The 17,625-nt window shown below is 69.8% G+C and carries 13 protein-coding genes; 4 read left to right on the top strand and 9 right to left on the bottom strand.

Annotated elements, in window-relative coordinates:
- Nucleotides 1-2: 2 nt before the first annotated feature.
- The 5 genes from ACRY_RS06940 to gpmI form a co-directional block, all read right to left on the bottom strand.
- Nucleotides 3-497 carry an RNA pyrophosphohydrolase gene (locus ACRY_RS06940; RefSeq protein ID WP_007424438.1) on the bottom strand — a complete coding sequence of 165 codons (495 nt, stop codon included), beginning with the start codon at nucleotides 495-497 and terminating at the stop codon, nucleotides 3-5.
- Nucleotides 494-1,459 carry a divergent polysaccharide deacetylase family protein gene (locus ACRY_RS06945; RefSeq protein WP_013639718.1) on the bottom strand — a complete coding sequence of 322 codons (966 nt, stop codon included), beginning with the start codon at nucleotides 1,457-1,459 and terminating at the stop codon, nucleotides 494-496. Before ACRY_RS06945 ends, ACRY_RS06940 begins: the two co-directional genes overlap by 4 nt.
- 4 nt (nucleotides 1,460-1,463) lie before the next feature.
- Complete coding sequence (locus tag ACRY_RS06950) at nucleotides 1,464-2,837, bottom strand: S41 family peptidase (RefSeq protein ID WP_007424440.1); 1,374 nt, start codon at nucleotides 2,835-2,837, stop codon at nucleotides 1,464-1,466.
- 72 nt (nucleotides 2,838-2,909) lie between these two features.
- Complete coding sequence (locus tag ACRY_RS06955; RefSeq protein WP_011941861.1) at nucleotides 2,910-4,088, bottom strand: murein hydrolase activator EnvC family protein; 1,179 nt, start codon at nucleotides 4,086-4,088, stop codon at nucleotides 2,910-2,912.
- The gene (gene gpmI / locus ACRY_RS06960) at nucleotides 4,088-5,605 is read right to left on the bottom strand and encodes a 2,3-bisphosphoglycerate-independent phosphoglycerate mutase (protein WP_011941862.1); all 1,518 of its coding nucleotides are present in this window, start codon (nucleotides 5,603-5,605) and stop codon (nucleotides 4,088-4,090) included. Before gpmI ends, ACRY_RS06955 begins: the two co-directional genes overlap by 1 nt.
- A 96-nt stretch (nucleotides 5,606-5,701) precedes the next feature.
- Between gpmI and ACRY_RS06965 the strand changes: the two genes are divergently transcribed.
- From ACRY_RS06965 to ACRY_RS06975, 3 genes are read left to right on the top strand one after another with little or no spacing between them, the layout of a single operon-like run.
- A complete protein-coding gene (locus tag ACRY_RS06965; protein ID WP_011941863.1) occupies nucleotides 5,702-6,475 on the top strand; it encodes a TatD family hydrolase in 774 nt (257 codons plus the stop codon).
- The gene (locus ACRY_RS06970; RefSeq protein WP_007422526.1) at nucleotides 6,472-7,275 is read left to right on the top strand and encodes an MBL fold metallo-hydrolase; all 804 of its coding nucleotides are present in this window, start codon (nucleotides 6,472-6,474) and stop codon (nucleotides 7,273-7,275) included. The genes ACRY_RS06965 and ACRY_RS06970 overlap by 4 nt, the downstream gene beginning before the upstream one ends.
- Nucleotides 7,272-8,477 (top strand): aminopeptidase, encoded by a 1,206-nt coding sequence (locus ACRY_RS06975; RefSeq protein WP_011941864.1) that lies wholly within the window; start codon nucleotides 7,272-7,274, stop codon nucleotides 8,475-8,477. The genes ACRY_RS06970 and ACRY_RS06975 overlap by 4 nt, the downstream gene beginning before the upstream one ends.
- Nucleotides 8,478-8,493: 16 nt before the next feature.
- On the opposite strand, the gene ACRY_RS06980 is transcribed toward ACRY_RS06975, so the two are convergent.
- From ACRY_RS06980 to carA, 4 genes are all read right to left on the bottom strand, one after another.
- Entirely contained in the window at nucleotides 8,494-9,690 is a 1,197-nt protein-coding gene (locus ACRY_RS06980) for a threonine ammonia-lyase (protein WP_011941865.1), read from the bottom strand.
- 4 nt (nucleotides 9,691-9,694) lie between these two features.
- Nucleotides 9,695-10,168: a transcription elongation factor GreA gene (gene greA, locus ACRY_RS06985; protein WP_007422523.1), complete on the bottom strand. Its 474-nt coding sequence runs from the start codon at nucleotides 10,166-10,168 to the stop codon at nucleotides 9,695-9,697.
- A gap of 81 nt (nucleotides 10,169-10,249) precedes the next feature.
- Nucleotides 10,250-13,495 (bottom strand): carbamoyl-phosphate synthase large subunit, encoded by a 3,246-nt coding sequence (gene carB / locus ACRY_RS06990; RefSeq protein WP_011941866.1) that lies wholly within the window; start codon nucleotides 13,493-13,495, stop codon nucleotides 10,250-10,252.
- Between the two features lie 2 nt (nucleotides 13,496-13,497).
- Nucleotides 13,498-14,841 carry a glutamine-hydrolyzing carbamoyl-phosphate synthase small subunit gene (gene carA, locus ACRY_RS06995; RefSeq protein WP_011941867.1) on the bottom strand — a complete coding sequence of 448 codons (1,344 nt, stop codon included), beginning with the start codon at nucleotides 14,839-14,841 and terminating at the stop codon, nucleotides 13,498-13,500.
- A gap of 135 nt (nucleotides 14,842-14,976) precedes the next feature.
- On the opposite strand from carA, the gene mutS reads away from it, so the two are divergent.
- Nucleotides 14,977-17,625 (top strand): DNA mismatch repair protein MutS, encoded by a 2,649-nt coding sequence (gene mutS, locus ACRY_RS07000; RefSeq protein WP_011941868.1) that lies wholly within the window; start codon nucleotides 14,977-14,979, stop codon nucleotides 17,623-17,625.

A 17,625-nucleotide genomic window follows, 5' to 3' on the forward strand; every position in this document is an offset into this window, starting at 1 on the left:
CGTCATGCTCCGTCCGTTTTGGCGAACCGCGCGAAATCCCGCGCGAGGCGCTCGTAAATAGGTCGCTTGAAAGGCACCGCCAGCGCCGGGATGGAGGAAAGCTCCGTCCATCGCCATTCATCGAATTCGGGATGCGCGTGGGCGTCGAGGCGGATCATGTCGTCGGTGCCGAGAAAGCGCAGCGCGAACCACCTTTGCCGCTGCCCGCGATGCCGCGCGCCGAATTTCGCCACCACGTCAGGCGGGAAATCATAGCTGAGCCATTCGGGGATTTCGCCGAGCAGCTCGACCGCGGTGGTGCCGATCTCCTCGTCCAGCTCGCGCAGCACGGCGGCGGCCGGATCTTCGTCGCCGTCGATCCCGCCCTGCGGCAGCTGCCACTGATAGGCGGCGTCGGGGCCGAGATCGGCCCGGCGCGCGACCAGGATCTTGCCCGCGCGACTGAACAGCGCGGCGCCGACATTGCTCCGGTAGGGCAGGGCGGTCGCGCCGGTCATTGCGCGCCCCGTGCCGCGACCAGCGCGCTGACCGGAACGAGGACCAGGCCGTCCGCCTTCAGCCCCTGGCACCACTGGGCGAGCACGGCGATGTCATCCGCGGTGGGCGAGGATATCACGCCGAGCGCGCTGCCGCTCGCAACCGCCGTCGCCGCCAGCCGCTTCAGCGCCGCGCGCTGTTCGTCGACGCTCATTTCGGGATGGATCACCACGTCCGCCACCCGTCCGGGAACGCCGGAGGGCACGCCGCTGCCCTGCGATGCCGTGACAAGAAGGAGGCCCGTCGGGCGCAGCTGCTTGCCGAGCCAGTGGCGGTTCAGCAACTGGGTGAGATAGGTCTCGTCGACCGACATGCCGATCTCGTCGGTGACGCCCACATAGCCGGCACTTCGCGACAGCGCCCAGTCGAGGTGCTTGAGGTTGACCGGATCGAGTTCCGAGCCGCGCAACGCCTCGTCACCCTCGGTGATGGCGGGCTCGCGATCGGTCTGCATCGGAATGCCCATCAGGGTCTCGTGCCCGGCGGCACGGGCGGCCGCGACCACCGAACGCAGGTGCGGTCCATACGGCGTGAGCGCGAGCGAGACGGCGGGCGGCAGCGAGCGGATGGCATCGCGGCTCGCCTGCCGAGCCTCGCCGATGCCGCCCATCATTACCGCCACGGGATGCAGACCTTGCGGCACCGGGACCGGCGCCGCGGCCGCGTAATAACGCATCGGCGTCATCCCGTCTGGCGCCGGATGCGGAATCTTCCAGGCCGGGTTGGCTTTCGATGCGACCAGCAGCGCCGGGTTGGGAGGCGGGATCGCGCTGCCGCTGCGATGCAGGACCGGGCCGGTGAGCATGGCCGTGTCGTGGTCTGGCGGGCCGATTACCTGCAGCACGACCGCGCCGATCAGCGCAGCGGCGGCGACTCCGGCCCAGAACAGCTTGACCGAACGCGCAATCCGGAACGGCGGCATTGTCTCAGTGCGCCACATCCGCCTGGCTGGCGCCAACCCGGTTTGTTGCCATGGCGCGGACCAGCTTCAGCGCCATCTGGAGCTGGTAGTCGGTGTTCGGGTGCTTCGGCTCGAATTTCGGCCAGCTGGCCGGCGGCCGTGGCGCGATCGTCTTCGCGACGGCCGGCAGCACCAGCTTCGGCGGCAGGATCGGCGCCTTCAGGCCCGAGGGGTTGCGGAAGGCGTGCGGCATGTTCGACTCGCGAATCTTCGGGAAATGATCCTTCGGATTGTTCGTCTCGTGCACGACGAGGTCGGGCTCGACGCCGTAATCCTGCAGCGACTTGCCGGAGGGCGTGTAGTAGAGCGCCGTGGTCATTCGCAGCGCGCCGTGGCCGGGGATGGTGAAGATGGTCTGCACCGAGCCCTTGCCGAAGGTGCGGGTGCCCATCACCACCGCGCGGCGGTTCTGCTGGAGTGCCGCGCTGACGATTTCCGCCGCCGAGGCGGTGCCGGAATTCACCAGCACGACGATCGGCTTGCCGCCGGTGATGTCGCCGTCATGGGCGTACCAGACCTGATCGTCGGACTGGTGCCGGCCATGGGTTGAGACGATCTCGCCGGTGTTGAGGAAATCATCGGCCACGGCGATGCCCTGGTCGAGCAGACCGCCGGGATTGTTGCGAAGGTCGAGGATATAGGCGTCCACCTTGCCGTGGCTTTCGGCCTTGAGCTTCGCCACGCCGCGGCGAATGTCGCGATTCGCGTTCTCGGAGAAGCTGGCGAGGCGCAGATAGCCGACATCGCCGTAAAGCGCCGTCTTGACCGCGTGGACATGGATGATCGCGCGGGTCAGGGTGACGTGCACCGGCTTGTCGACGCCGGGGCGCTTGATCGTGATATCGATCTTGCTGCCGGCCGGGCCGCGCATCCGGTCGACCGCCTTGTCCAGCGTCACGCCGACCATCGGTTTGCCGTCGATCGCCACGATCAGATCGCCGGGCTTGATTCCGGCCTTGGCGGCCGGTGTGCCGTCGATGGGGGTGATCACCTTGATGAAGCCGCCCGCCTCGGTCACCTCGATGCCGAGCCCGCCGAATTGGCCGGAGGTCTCGGCCTTCATGTCCTTGTACTGCTGGGCGTTCATGTAGGCGCTGTGCGGGTCGAGCCCCGTCAGCATGCCGTTCATCGCATCGTAGATCAGCTTTTTCGAGGGTTCGGGCACCACGTAGTCGGCCCGGATCCGCTGGAAGATGTTCTCGAACAGACCCAGCTGGCGATAGGTCTCGTCGCTCTGGCGAACGCCGGCCAGGGCATCATGCACCGCGGGCGCCACCATGCCGACGCCGATGCCGACCGCGAACGTGGCCGTGATCAACAGAGAGGTCCTCAACTTCATACGCGCCATCCTCATCATCTCTGCCACCAATAGTGCGGCTGGGCCGGAAGTCCAGAGCCGGCCGCCATGGTTTCAGCGTTCCCCCGGCCCGGAACCGAATCGTGACGCCGGGTCGACCGCCTTCCCGTCGTGCCGCAGCTCGACATAGAGGCGCGGCTGGTTTCCCGGATTGTGCACATCGAATGCCGGCATCCGTCCGACGGGCTGGCCGGGCTCGACATGCTGGCCTACCGATACATCGAACTGCTGGAACCCCGCCATCACGAAATCGTATCCGCCGCCGCAGTCGATGATCATCAGCTTGCCATAGCTGGCGAAGGGCTTCGCGAACACCACGTTGCCGCCGCACGTGGCGCTGACCACGGCGCCGGGAGCCGCGGCGAAGGTATCGCCGGTGGCCGGGCCGGTGGCCGTGGCGCTGGCGAAGGCACGGACCAGCTTGCCGGCGACCGGCGCGCCGGCAAGCGCTTTCGGTGTTGCCGGTGCGATGCGCGCGGCGGCTTCCTGCCGCGCCGCGGCGGCGCGGGCGCGCTCGAGGCGGGAGATGACGCCGACGAGGTCATGCGCCTGTCCGGCCGCCGCGGCAGCTTTCCGTGCCTCGGCCTGGCGTTGCAGGGATGCGCGGCTTTCCGCGGCCCCGACCGCGGCAATGGCCGCCAGCAGCGCCGCGTCGCCCGCCTTCTGGCGGGCCACCGCCGCCACCATCCGTGCCTTCTGTCCGGCCAGTTCCACCGCAAGCTTCCGATAGCGCCGCCGCGCCGCCCGCAGCGCCCGGGCGCGGGCGGCGATCTGCCGCGTGATTCCCTGCATCGCCAGCGCGCCCTCGGCCGCCTTGCCGGGCGCCGCACCGGACGCGATCAGGGTCGCCGCCGGATGCAGGGCGAGGCGGGTGATGAGCGGCAGGAGCGGCGCGATGGCGGCCGAATCGGCATCGAGTTCCGCCTTGGCCGCCTGCGTTTTCGTGGTGAGGTCGGCGAGGCGGGCGACGACCTGCGCTGTCTTGTCCTCGGTGGCGCGCAACGCGGCGTTGGCGGTGATTTCCTGGGCCAGCAGGGCTTTCCGACGCGCTGCCGCCATGGCCTCCGCCCTTGCCGCCGCCGCCGCCGCCGCGCGATGGCGTTGCGCTGCCGCGTTCGCCTGATCGAGCCGGCTGCGCGCCGTGCCGAGCTGGTCGGCCCGCGCCGCGCCGGCGGCGAGTGCTGCGACCAACAGCGCGGCAGTCGCGGCGAGGCGGCGCGCGGCCAGTGGCATCAGGCGCCGATCAGGCTCCGGCCGGTCATCGCTTCCGGCTGGGGAAGCCCGAGCAGGGCGAGAAGCGTCGGCGCGAGATCGGCGAGCCGGCCGTCATGCAGTTTCGCATCCGCCGGCCCGCCGGTCAGCAGCACCGGCACGCGGTTGAGCGTGTGCGCGGTGTGCGGGCCGCCGCTTTCGGGATCGCGCATCATCTCGCAATTGCCGTGATCGGCGGTGACGATCATCGCGCCGCCCTGGGCGCGGATCGCCGCCTCGATCCGGCCGAGTCCGGCATCGACGGTCTCCACCGCCTTGATCGCGGCGGGCAGCGAGCCGGTATGGCCCACCATGTCCGGGTTGGCGAAATTCAGGACGATGAGGTCGAAGCGGCCGGATTCGATGGCGGCGACGACCTTGTCGGTCAGTTCCGGCGCCGACATTTCCGGCTGCAGGTCGTAGGTCGCGACCTTGGGCGAGGCGACGAGGATGCGTTCCTCGCCCTCGAACGGCGTCTCCCGCCCGCCGTTCAGGAAGTAGGTGACGTGCGGGTATTTCTCGGTTTCCGCCGCGCGCAGCTGGCGCTTGCCAGCGCGGGCGACCACCTCGCCGAGCAGGTCGTCCATCCTCTGCGGCGGGAACAGCGTGTGCATGAAATGCGCGAGATCGTCGGAATAGGTCACCATGCCGAGCGCGGCGGCGAACCGGATATGCCGGGCGTGCTCGAAGCCGTCGAAGCCAGGATCGAGCAGGGCGGAGAGGATCTCGCGCACGCGGTCGGCGCGGAAATTGGCGCAGAGCAGGCCGTCACCGTCGCGCATGCCCTCGTAGTCGCCGATCACGACCGGCTTGACGAACTCGTCCGTCACCCCCTCCGCATGGCTTGCCTTCACCGCGGCGACCGGATCGTCGGCATGGCTCCCCTTGCCCTCGGTGAACAGGTCGAAGGCGAGGCGGACGCGCTCCCAGCGGTTGTCGCGGTCCATCGCGTAATATCGGCCGATCACGGTCGCGATTTCCGCGCCTTTCGGCAGCGCGTCGCGCAGCCAGGCGAGGCAGTCCGGCGCGCTTTCCGGCGCCGTGTCCCGCCCGTCGGTGATGGCGTGGACGAAGACGGGAATGCCGGCCTGCGCGACCGCGCCGGCAAGGGCTGCGACATGGCGCTGATGCGCGTGCACCCCGCCCGGAGAGACGAGGCCGAGCAGATGGCAGGCGCCACCCGATTCGCGCAGCGAGTCCACGAAGCGGCGCAGGTCGGCGTTCTCGGCCAGCGAGCCGTCCTCGATCGCGCTGTCGATCCGGGGCAGTTCCTGCATGACCACCCGGCCGGCGCCGATATTGGTGTGGCCCACCTCGGAATTGCCGATCTGACCCTCGGGCAGGCCGACATCGCGGCCGCAGGCGCTGAGGAAGGCGTGCGGCGACTCCCGCCAGAGACGGTCGAAATGCGGCGTGTTCGCCAGGGCCACGGCGTTGTCGGCGCGGTCCTCGCGCCAGCCGAACCCGTCGAGTATCGTCAGCATCACCGGCCTGGTCATCGCACTCTCCCTCATCTGCCGCCCGCAGATGGACAGAGGCGCTTGCGCGGGTCAAGCGCGGTTCCGATCCGGCGCCGGCACCTCTATATAGGCCGGATGCTGATCGATTCTCATTGCCATCTCGACTACTTCACCGAGGCCGAGCGTCCCGCCGTCATCGCCCGCGCGCACGAGGCCGGGGTCGGGCGGATGGTGACCATCGGCACCTCGATGCGCCAATCGGAAACCGCGATCGCCATCGCCGAGAGCGATCCCAGCGTGTTCGCCTGCATCGGCGTGCATCCGCACAATGCCGGCGGCGATGCGGGCGTGCCCAGCCCGGAGGCGATCGCCGAGATGACGCTGCATCCCCGGGTGATCGGCATCGGCGAATCCGGGCTCGATTATTTCTACGACAAGGCGCCGCGCGCGGTTCAGGCGGAGAATTTCCGCGCCCATATCCGCGCGGCGCAGACGACCGGCCTGCCTCTTGCCATCCATGCCCGCGACGCGGATGACGACGTCGCCACCATGCTGGAGGACGAGCACGCGAAGGCGCCATTCCTGTTCCTGCTGCACTGTTTTTCCTCGGGCCGGGGGCTGGCCGAGCGGGCGCTGGCGATTGGCGGGTTCCTTTCCTTCTCCGGCATCCTGACCTTCCCGAAATCGGCGGAACTGCGCGAGATCGCGCGCGATATTCCGCGCGAGCGGCTGCTGGTGGAAACCGACTCGCCCTATCTCGCCCCGGTGCCGTTCCGCGGCAAGCGCAACGAGCCGGCGCACACCGTCCACACCGCCAGGGTGCTGGCGGAGGTGAAGGGCATGGGAATGGCCGAGATGGCCGATCTCACCACCGCGAATTTCCGCCGCCTGTTCGTCAAGGCTTCATGAGGTTCACGCTCACGCTGCTCGGCACCGGCGGCTCGGCCGGGCTGCCGCAGATCGGCGGCCCGGATGGCGGCGGCGACTGGGGGCAATGCGATCCGGCGGAGCCGCGCAACCGCCGCACCCGCGCGAGCGTGGTCTTCAGCGCCGCCGACGGGCAGCGCATCCTGGTCGATACCGCGCCGGAAATCCGCCTGCAGCTTACCGACAACCGTATCGACCGGATCGACGCGGTGATCATCACCCATCCGCACGCCGACCATATCGCCGGGCTCGACGACATCCGCATCCTTAACCGTCTCCGCGGCACCCCGATCGACGCCTATACGGACGAGCGCACCTGGGCGGAGCTGCGCCAGCGGTTCGACTACGCGTTCCGGCCCTGGGAGCCGCCCGGCTTCTTCCGCCCGGTGCTGCGCACCCACACGATCCTGCCCGGCGAGACCAGGACCATCGCCGGCCTGCCGGTGCGCTTTATCCGGCAGGATCACGGCTTCATTCCCTCGCTCGGGCTGCGCGTCGGCAATGTCGCCTACTGCCCGGACGTGGTGCGCTTCACGCCCGACCAGTTCGCCTTGCTGGAGGGGGTGGACACCTGGATCATCGACTGTTTCACACGGCGCGGACCGCACCCGACACATGCCCATCTCGACCAGGTGATCGAATGGGCGACGGCGCTGCGCCCGCGCCGCACCATCCTGACCCATATGGGGCTCGACATGGATTACCGCACGCTGTGCGACACGCTGCCCGCCGGCTTCGAGCCCGCGTTTGACGGCATGATCATCGAGGGAGACGCGCCATGACGCATGAAGAGAAACTCGACCGGCTGGCCGAGGTCGCCGTCCGCATCGGCGTCAACGTGCAGACCGGCCAGGAGCTGATCGTCAACGCGCCGATCGAGGCGCGCGACCTGGTGGACCGGATCGCGACCCATGCCTATCGCGCCGGCGCGGCGCTGGTGATCCCCTTCTTCGCGGACGACCTGATCCAGCGTGCCCGGTTCCGCGAGGCGAGCGAGGACAGTTTCGATTTCGCGCCGGCCTGGCTGTACGAGGGGGTGGCGAAGTCGATCGACGAGGGCGCGGCGATGCTGACCGTGGTCGGCACCGACCCGATGCTGCTCGCGGATTGCGACCCGGCGCGGATCGGCCGCGCCCAGCGCGCGATGGCGCGGGCGATGAAGCCGGTGCGCGGCTTGATCAGCGGTTTCGCCACCAACTGGTCGATCCTGTCCTTCGCAACACCGGGCTGGGCGAAATCGGTCTTCCCCGGCGAGCCCGACCCGGCCGCGCGTCTGTGGGATGCGATCTTCGAGGTCTGCCGAATCAACGAGGCCGATCCGGTTGCCGCCTGGCATGCCCATGTCGCGACCCTGCGGGCGCGGTGCGACGCGCTGAACGCCCGCCGCTTTGCCGCGCTGCGCTTCAGCGGGCCCGGCACCGACCTGGAAGTTGGCCTGGCCGACGGGCATCTCTGGGCGGGCGGGTCCGCGACATCGAAGGATGGCACCGCCTGCATGCCGAACATGCCGACCGAGGAAGTGTTCACCATGCCGCATCGCGAGCGGGTGAACGGCAGGGTGCGGGCGAGCAAGCCGCTCGTACATGGCGGCGCGCTGATCGAGGACATCGAGGTGCGGTTCGAGGCGGGGCGGATCGTCGAGGCGAAGGCGAGGCGGGGCGAGGACGTGTTCCGCGCCCTGATCGCGACCGACGAGGGGGCGAGCCGCCTCGGCGAGGTGGCGCTGGTGCCGGATGCCTCCCCGGTATCGCGCTCGGGGCTGATCTTCCGCAACACGCTGTTCGACGAGAACGCGGCGAGCCACATCGCGCTCGGCCAGGCGCTGGCGCTGAACATGGAAGGCGGTTGCGATGCCGCCCGCGGCGCCAATGAAAGCCTGATCCATGTCGACTGGATGATCGGCTCGGCGCTGATGGACGTCGATGGCGTGAACGCCGACGGCACCATCACGCCGGTGATGCGCGGCGGCGCCTTCGTGATCTGAGCGCCGGCTGGCGCGATCAGAGCCGGCGGACGGTGTAGGCGGCTTCCAGCGCCTCGGTGATGGAGCGGCCATGGGCGGCGTCGCGCGCCTCGAACATCACTTCGAGATGCGCGGCCTGCACGGTCGGCGAGGCGAACTGGCGCTGGTGCACGACCTCGATGATGTTGCCGCCCTGATCGCCGATGCGGGCGGCGATGTCGGCCAGCACGCCGGGGCGGTCCGGGATTTCCATCAGCACCTTCACGATCCGCCCGTCGCGCATCAGGTTGCGCAGTAGCGTGTTGGCGAGGACGCGGGTGTCGATATTGCCGCCGCAGATCGGCAGGGCGAGCCGGCGGCCGGCGAAGCGCTGCGGGAAGGTCAGCACCGCGGCGAGGGCGGCGGCGCCGGCGCCCTCGGCGACGATCTTGCCGCTCTCGGCCAGCATCGCGATCGCCTGCTCGACCGCCGCTTCCGGCACGACCAGAACCTCGACCTCGTGTTCCTTCAGCAGCGCGAGCGGCAGCTGGCCGATATCGCGCACCGCGATGCCCTCGGCGATGGTCGCGCCGCCGACCTTGACCTCCTGGCCCGCGAGCGCCTGGGCAAAGCCGGCATAGCTTTCGACCTCGACGCCGAGGATCTCGACGCGGGGGCGCAGCGCCCGCGCCGCCACCGCGCAGCCGGAGATGAAACCGCCGCCGCCGGTCGGGATCACCAGCGCGTCGAGATCCGGCAGGTCATGGATCACCTCGAGGGCGAGCGTGCCCTGGCCGGCGATCACGTCCGCGTCGTCGTAGGGGTGGACGAAGACCAGGCCTTCGCGGGCGGCGAGTTCATGGGCGTGGGCGGCGGCCTCGGCGAGGGTTTCGCCGTGCAGCACCACCTGCGCGCCCCAGGCCCGGGTGCGGGTGACCTTCGTGGTCGGGGTGAAGCGCGGCATCACGATGGTGGCGCGGATGCCGGCGAGCTGGGCGTGGCGCGCCACCGCCTGGGCGTGATTGCCGGCCGACATCGCGATCACGCCGGACTTGCGCTCGGCCTCCGTCAGCAGGGCGATGCGGTTTGCCGCCCCCCGTTCCTTGAAGGCGCCGGTGGCCTGCAGGTTCTCGAGCTTGAGATGGATGTCAGCACCGGTCGCGCGCGAGAGCGCGTCGGCGCGGACCAGCGGCGTGCGCAGCACCGCGCCGGCGATCCGGCCGGCCGCCGCCTCGATATCGGCGAGGGTGACCAAGGCCTCAGCCGAACCGGACGGCGAGGATCTCGTAGCTGCGGTCGCCGCCGGGGGCGGGCACCGAAACGGTGTCTCCCGGCTTCTTGCCGATCAGCGACTTGGCCAGCGGCGAGGTGACGGAAATCCGCCCGGCCTTGATGTCCGCCTCGTGGACGCCGACGATCTGGTAGGTGACTTCCTTGTCGCTCTCCTCGTCGATGAGCTCGACATGGGCGCCGAACTTCACCGTGTCGCCCGACAGGGTGGACGGATCGATCACTTCGGCGGCGGAAATGATTTCCTCGAGTTCGGCGATCCGACCCTCGATGAAGGACTGGCGCTCGCGCGCGGAATGGTATTCCGCGTTTTCCGACAGGTCGCCGTGGCTGCGGGCCTCGGCAATCGCCCGAATGATCGCCGGCCGCTCCTCGGACTTGAGGTGGCGCAGCTCGGCTTCGAGATTCTGCAGTCCGGGCCCGGTCATCGGGAATTTTTGCACGGCAGTTCCTTCAGTCAGGTTAAGCCAACAGGCGTAAGGATGAGCGAAAAAGTCGCGGGCCGGAGGAATCCGGCGCCACGATCATCGGAACGATTGCGGAAAATACGACTGAAGCGGCGCGACTTCAAGGCTGCCCGCGGCAAGGGCGGCGATGGCGTGCGAGGCCGCCCGCGCGCCGGCGATGGTCGTGTAGTGCGGCACGCCGTGGTTCAGCGCCTGGCGGCGGATGTCGAAACTGTCCGCCACGGTCTGCGCGCCGGAGGCGGTGTTGATCACCAGCTGAACCTCGCCGGAGCGGATCGAGTCGACGCAGTGCGGCCGGCCCTCCAGCACCTTGTTCACCGCCCGCGCGGCGATGCCGGCTTCGGAAAGATGCGCGGCGGTGCCACGGGTCGCCATGATCTCGAAGCCGAGATCGACGAAGCGGCGGGCGATCGCGAGGATCGCCGGCTTGTCGGAATCCCGCACCGAGAGGAACACCGTGCCCGCCTGCGGCAGCTTCACCCCGGCGCCGAGCTGGGCCTTGGCGAAGGCGCGGGCGAAGCTGACATCCAGCCCCATCACCTCGCCGGTGGACTTCATCTCGGGGCCCAGCAGCACGTCGACGCCGGAGAAGCGGGCGAAGGGGAACACCGCTTCCTTCACCGCAACGTGACTGCGCATCACGCTGTCGTCCAGCCCGAAGGAGGCCAGCGCCTCGCCGGCCATCACCCGCGCGCCGATCTTCGCCACCGGTACGCCGGTCGCCTTGGCGACGAAGGGCACGGTGCGCGAGGCGCGCGGATTGACCTCCAGCACGTAGACGTTCTCGCCCTGGATCGCGAACTGCACGTTCATCAGCCCGATAACATTGAGCGCCTTCGCCATCGCCTCGGTCTCGGCGCGCAGTTCGGCGACGATGGCGGGCGAGAGCGAATAGGGCGGCAGCGAGCAGGCGGAGTCGCCGGAATGGATGCCGGCCTCCTCGATATGCTCCATCACGCCGGCGACGTAGACGCTCTGGCCGTCCGCGATGCAGTCGACATCGACCTCGATCGCATCGTTCAGGTAGCGGTCGATCAGCACCGGGTTGGTGCCGGAGACCACCACCGCCTCGCGCATGTAGCGGCGCAGGCTGGCGAGGTCGTAGACGATTTCCATCGCCCGGCCGCCGAGCACGTAGGAGGGGCGGATGACGACGGGGAAGCCGATCCGCTCGACGATCGCTTCCGCCTGCTCGGCCGAGCGGGCCAGCCCGTTTTCCGGCTGGCGCAGGCCGAGCGAGCGCAGCAGGTCGTGGAAGCGCTCGCGGTCCTCCGCGGCATCGATCGCGTCGGCCGAGGTGCCGAGGATCGGGATGCCGGCCTCGGCGAGGGCCTGGCTGAGCTTGAGCGGCGTCTGCCCGCCATACTGCACGATGCAGCCGAGCAGCGTGCCGCGCTCCTGCTCGCGGCGGAGCAGGGAGAGCACGTCCTCGGCGAAGAGAGGCTCGAAATAGAGGCGGTCGGAGGTGTCGTAGTCGGTCGAGACGGTTTCGGGGTTGCAGTTGACCATGATGGTCTCGAACCCCGCCTCGCGCAGCGCATAGGCGGCGTGGACGCAGCAATAGTCGAACTCGATGCCCTGGCCGATCCGGTTCGGGCCGCCGCCGAGAATGACGACCTTGCGCCGCTCGCTCGGCTCCGCCTCGCAGACCGGCGCGCCGAAGCCGCCTTCATAGGTCGCGAACATATAAGAGGTCGCCGAGGCGAATTCGCCGCCGGTGCTGTCGATCCGGCGATAGACCGGGGTGACGCCGAGGGCGAGGCGCGCCTTGCTCACATCAGCCTCACTCCGGCCGGTAAGGGCGGCGAGGCGGCGGTCGGAGAACCCCAGCGCCTTGAGCGCGCGCATGCCGAGCTCGTCGCCGGGCAGGCCCTCCGCGGCGACGCGGCGTTCGGCCTCGACGATGTCCTCCATCTGGCGGAGGAACCAGGGGTCGAACTTGCAGGCGGCGTGGATTTCCTCGACCGAGAGGCCGGCGCGCAGCGCCTCGGCGGCGATCAGCAGCCGGTCGGGTCGCGGGGTGGAGAGCGCGGCGCGGAAGGCATCGCGCGTGCCGTCACCCGGCTTCTCGACCGGATCGAGCCCGGCGAGGCCGGTCTCCAGGCTGCGCAGCCCCTTTTGCAGCGCCTCGGGGAAGGAGCGGCCGATCGCCATCGCCTCGCCGACCGACTTCATCGAGGTGGTCAGCAGCGCCGGCGTGCCGGGGAACTTCTCGAAGGTGAAGCGCGGGATCTTGATGACGACGTAGTCGATCGTCGGCTCGAAGCTCGCCGGGGTGACTCGGGTGATGTCGTTGCGCAGCTCGTCGAGCGTGTAGCCGACGGCGAGCTTCGCCGCGATCTTGGCGATGGGAAAGCCGGTCGCCTTCGAAGCCAGCGCCGAGGAGCGGGAGACGCGGGGGTTCATCTCGATGATGACCATGCGCCCGTCGGCCGGATTGATGCCGAACTGCACGTTCGAACCGCCGGTATCGACGCCGATCTTGCGCAGACAGGCGATCGAGGCGTCGCGCATCAGCTGGTATTCGCGGTCGGTCAGGGTCAGCGCGGGGGCGACCGTGACGGAGTCGCCGGTGTGCACGCCCATCGGGTCGATGTTCTCGATCGAGCAGACGATGATGCAGTTGTCCGCCTGGTCGCGGACCACCTCCATCTCGTATTCCTTCCAGCCGAGCACGCTTTCCTCGATCAGCACCTCGGTGGTCGGCGAGGCGTCGAGCCCGCCGGCGACGATTTCGAGGAATTCCTCGCGATTGTAGGCGATGCCGCCGCCGGTGCCGCCGAGGGTGAAGGAGGGGCGGATCACCGCCGGCAGGCCAACCAGGTCGAGTGCTGCGCGCGCCTCGTCCATCGTATGGGCGATGGCGCTGCGCGGGCTTTCGATGCCGATCTCGGCCATCGCATCGCGGAATTTCAGGCGGTCCTCGGCGCGGTCGATCACCTCGGCGCGGGCGCCGATCAGCTCGACGCCGTGCTTCTCCAGCGTGCCGGCCTTGGCGAGCGCCATCGCGGTGTTCAGCGCCGTCTGCCCGCCCATGGTGGGCAGCACCGCATCCGGCCGTTCCTTGATGATGATCTTCTCGACCATCTCCGGCGTGATCGGCTCGATATAGGTGGCATCCGCCAGTTCGGGATCGGTCATGATCGTGGCGGGATTGGAGTTCACCAGGATCACCCGGTAGCCCTCCTCGCGCAGCGCCTTGCAGGCCTGGGCACCGGAATAGTCGAACTCGCAGGCCTGGCCGATGACGATGGGCCCGGCGCCGATGATCAGGATCGATTTGATGTCTGTGCGTTTCGGCATGGTCAGCCCTCCATCATCGCGACAAAGCGCCGGAACAGGTGATTGGCATCCGACGGGCCAGGGCTGGCCTCGGGGTGATATTGCACGGAGAAGCAGTTCTTCGCCGGGCAGGCGATGCCCTCGTTCGAACCATCGAACAGGGAGCGATGGGTGACCGTCACGCCGTCGGGCAGGCTGGCCTCATCCACCGCGAAGCCATGATTCTGGCTGGTGATCTCGACCTTGCCGGTGGCAAGCTCCTGCACCGGCTGGTTGGCGCCGCGATGGCCGCGGGCGAGCTTGTAGGTCTTCGCGCCAAGCGTGTGGGCGAGGAGCTGGTGGCCGAGGCAGATGCCGAAGAGCGGCTTGCCGGCATCGAGCACGCCGCGGATCGCCGGCACGGCGTATTCGGCCGTCGCCGCAGGGTCGCCGGGGCCGTTGGAGAGGAACACGCCATCAGGCTGATGACGGAGGATATCCTCGGCCGAGGCGGTGGCGGGGACGACGATGACCCGGCAGCCGGCGCTCGCGAGGTTGCGAAGGATGTTGCGCTTCGCGCCGTAATCCACGGCAACTACAGTAAATTTCGGCGCGTTCTGCCGGCCGAACCCGTGCGCGCGGTCCCACAGCGTCTCGGTCCATTCGTAGCTCTGGGTGCAGGAGACCTCGCGCGCGAGGTCCATGCCCTCGAGCCCCGGCCAGGCGCGGGCCCGCTCGACCAGGGCGGGGATGTCGAAGCGGCCGTCCTCGGGATAGGCGATCAGCGCGTTGGGCGGGCCGTCGTCGCGGATGGTGCGGGTGAGGGCGCGGGTGTCGACTCCGGCGATGCCCGGCAGGCCCATGCGGCGGCACCAGGCGGCCAGCCCCTCGGCGGCGCGCCAGTTCGACGGACGGGTGATGTCGCGGTTGATCACGAGGCCGCGGGCGAAACTCGTGTTCGCCTCGATATCCTCGGGATTGGCGCCGACATTGCCGATATGCGGGAAGGTGAAGGTGATGATCTGCCCGGCGAAGGACGGATCGGTCAGGGTTTCCTGATAGCCGGTCATGCCGGTGGAGAAGCAGAGTTCCGCCGGCTCGCCGGTGGAATGCGCGCCGAAGCCGCGTCCCCAGAACACGCGGCCGTCGCCCAATACCAGCGCCGCGGTTGCGCCCTCCGGTTTCGTGGTTTCGGATTCCATTGCAATGTCTCCTGAAAGATCGGCCAGGGACAGGCCGGTCGCGGCAATCACCGCCGGCCAGTGCCGTGCCGGAATCGCCCCGGCGCTGCGCCACTTGCGCACGGCCTCGGTCGAAACCTGGGTCAGCCGGGCTGCCGCGTCGGCGCCGCCCAGCAGGTCGATGATCTCGTCTGTCGTCTTGGGCATGACGGTCTCATGCCGGATTTTTTCTCCGAATTCAACCGGACTTCTCCTGATCGGAGGGCGGTCGGAAATTATTTCCGCCAACGACATTTTGCCGCGCTCTTCCGCGCGTGCCCGGTCCTCGGCTAGACAGATGGGATGAATTCCGACCGCGCCGCCGGCGCAACCCCCGCGATGGCGCAGTGGTTCCAGGCCAAGGCCGACTATCCGGACGCGCTGATCTTCTTCCGGATGGGCGATTTCTACGAACTGTTCTTCGAGGATGCCGAAGCGGCCTCGGCGGCGCTCGACATCGCGCTGACCGCGCGCGGCACCCATCAGGGCGAGCCGATCGCGATGTGCGGCGTGCCGGTCTCGCAGCGCGATACCTATCTGACCCGGCTGATCCGGCGGGGATTCCGTGTCGCGGTGGCCGAGCAGGTCGAGGCGCCGGAGGCGGCGAAGGCGCGGGGCGGCAAGGCGCTGATCGAGCGCGCCGTGGTCCGACTCATCACCCCCGGCACGATCACCGAGGAGGCGCTGCTCGATCAGGGCCGCGCCAGCCTGCTGCTCGCGCTGGTGCCCCGGGCCGGGCGGATCGGCGCCGCCTGGCTCGATGTCTCGACCGCGTCGTTCGAGACCGCCGACCTGGCGGGGGGCGAACTGGCTGCCCTGCTCGGCCGGCTAGACCCGGCGGAAATTCTTTCCGGAGCGGATATCGAGCTTGGGGCGCATGAAGGCCGGCGCACCGATCCCGGCCCGCCGCCGGCGGCGGAGCTTGCCCGGCGCGATCTCGCCCGGCTGTTCGATGTTGCCTCGCTCGACGCCTTTGGCGCCTTCACCGATCAGGAGGCGCAGGCGGCGGCGGTGGCGCTGCGCTATGTCGAGCGCAGCCAGGCCGGGACGTTGCCGCGCATCGCCCGCCCGGTGCGCGCGGGCGAGACCGGCCTGATGGCGATGGATGCCGCGACCCGCGCCAGCCTCGACCTGCTGCGCACGGCCGATGGCGGCGAGGCCGGCAGCCTGTTCGGCGCGGTGCGGCGCACGGTGACCGCCGCGGGCGCGCGGATGCTCGCCGGCTGGATTGCCGCGCCGCTGGATGCGATCGGCCCGCTGCGGGCACGGCAGGCCGGCTGGCAGAGCCTGCTCGACGCCCCGGGGACGCTCGCCGCCCTGCGGACGTCGCTGCGCGGCGCGCCGGATCTTGCCCGCGCGCTCGCGCGGCTCGGCCTGGCGGGGCGGAAGGCGGGCCGGCTGTCGCCGCGCGATCTGGGCCAGGTGCGGGATTCGCTCGCCGCCGCGCGCGCGGTGGCCGAGGGGCTGGCGCCTGCGGTTGCCGCCGATCCCGCGCATCCGTTGGCGGGTGACCTCGCGAAGCTCGCCGCCGGGCCGGACCTGGGGCCGCTGCTGGAGGCCGCGCTGGTCGAAACACCGCCGGCGCGGATTGGGGATGCGCCGGCGATCCGCGCGGGGTTCGACGGCGAACTCGACGGCGAGCGCCGGCTCCGCGACGATACGCGGCAGGTGATTGCGGCGCTGCAGACCGAGCTTGCCTCGCGCTATGGCGTCGCCAGCCTCAAGGTGCGGCACCACAGCCAGCTCGGCTATGTGCTGGAGGCGCCAGCCGCGGCGGTCGAGGCGCTGCGGGCGTTTCCGGAGCTGATCCTGCGGCAGGGGCTGGCCTCGGCGGCGCGGTTCACCCACCCCGAACTGTCGGACCTCGACCGGCGGATCGCCGAGGCGCATGAGCGGGCGGCGGCGCGGGAGGCGCTGGTGCTCGACCATCTGCTCGCCGCGGTGATGCGCGAGGAGGCGGCGCTGGCGGAATGCGCGGCGGCGCTGGCGCGGCTCGATGCGCTGCAATCGGCGGCGACGCTGGCCGAAAGCGGGCGCTGGTGTGCCCCTGAGCTTTCCGAGGATGCGGCGTTCAGCATCATCGCCGGGCGGCATCCGGTGGTCGAGGCGGCGCTGCCCGCGGGAACGCGCTTCATCGCCAACGATGCCGACCTCTCGCCCGAGCGGCGGCTGATGCTGCTGACCGGGCCGAACATGGCCGGAAAGTCCACCTTCCTGCGGCAGAACGCGCTGGTCATCATTCTCGCCCAGGCCGGGCTGCCGGTGCCGGCGGAGCAGGCGCGGATCGGGCTGGTGGACCGGCTGTTCTCCCGCGTGGGTGCTGCCGACGACCTCGCCGCCGGGCGCTCGACCTTCATGGTCGAGATGATCGAGACCGCGTCCATCCTCAACCAGGCGGGGCCGCGCAGCTTCGTCATCATCGATGAGATCGGCCGCGGCACCGGCACGCAGGACGGGCTCGCGATCGCCCAGGCGGTGCTGGAGGCGCTGCACGGCTCCATTCGCTGCCGCAGCATCTTTGCCACGCATTTCCACGACCTGGTGCAGCTCGGCGCAGCGCTGCCGCGGCTGCGGCCCTGCACGATGCGGGTGAAGTCGTGGCGGGGCAGCGTCGTGTTCCTGCACGAGGTGATCGAGGGGGCGGCGGAGCGGAGCTGGGGCGTGCATGTCGCGAAGCTGGCCGGGCTGCCGGAGCCGGTGATCCGCCGGGCCGAGGCGCTGCTGCGCGCGGCCGAGCGCGGCGGCGGCGAGGCGGGCGCGCTGCCGCTGTTCGCCGCGGCGGGCGAGGATCCGGCGCCGCCTGCGGAACTGCCGGCGGCGGATGGCTGGCATGCGGCGCTCGCGGAGGCCGATCCGGACCAGCTTTCGCCGCGCGCGGCGCTGGAGCTGATTTATGCGTGGCGGCGAAAGTTCCTTGGCGACAGGGCGGATGGCGCGGTAGAGAAGCAGTAA

The sequence above is a fragment of the Acidiphilium cryptum JF-5 genome (assembly GCF_000016725.1).
GTDB classification, from domain to species: domain Bacteria; phylum Pseudomonadota; class Alphaproteobacteria; order Acetobacterales; family Acetobacteraceae; genus Acidiphilium; species Acidiphilium multivorum.

Excerpts from the sequence above, each read along its gene's own strand:
- ACRY_RS06975 (WP_011941864.1), top strand. The coding sequence starts at position 7,272 with ATGACGCATGAAGAGAAACTCGACCGGCTGGCCGAGGTCGCCGTCCGC.
- carA (WP_011941867.1), bottom strand. The coding sequence starts at position 14,841 with ATGCCCAAGACGACAGACGAGATCATCGACCTGCTGGGCGGCGCCGAC.
- ACRY_RS06955 (WP_011941861.1), bottom strand. The coding sequence starts at position 4,088 with ATGCCACTGGCCGCGCGCCGCCTCGCCGCGACTGCCGCGCTGTTGGTC.
- mutS (WP_011941868.1), top strand. The coding sequence starts at position 14,977 with ATGAATTCCGACCGCGCCGCCGGCGCAACCCCCGCGATGGCGCAGTGG.
- gpmI (WP_011941862.1), bottom strand. The coding sequence starts at position 5,605 with ATGACCAGGCCGGTGATGCTGACGATACTCGACGGGTTCGGCTGGCGC.
- ACRY_RS06945 (WP_013639718.1), bottom strand. The coding sequence starts at position 1,459 with ATGCCGCCGTTCCGGATTGCGCGTTCGGTCAAGCTGTTCTGGGCCGGA.
- carB (WP_011941866.1), bottom strand. The coding sequence starts at position 13,495 with ATGCCGAAACGCACAGACATCAAATCGATCCTGATCATCGGCGCCGGG.
- ACRY_RS06940 (WP_007424438.1), bottom strand. The coding sequence starts at position 497 with ATGACCGGCGCGACCGCCCTGCCCTACCGGAGCAATGTCGGCGCCGCG.
- ACRY_RS06965 (WP_011941863.1), top strand. The coding sequence starts at position 5,702 with ATGCTGATCGATTCTCATTGCCATCTCGACTACTTCACCGAGGCCGAG.
- ACRY_RS06950 (WP_007424440.1), bottom strand. The coding sequence starts at position 2,837 with ATGAAGTTGAGGACCTCTCTGTTGATCACGGCCACGTTCGCGGTCGGC.
- ACRY_RS06970 (WP_007422526.1), top strand. The coding sequence starts at position 6,472 with ATGAGGTTCACGCTCACGCTGCTCGGCACCGGCGGCTCGGCCGGGCTG.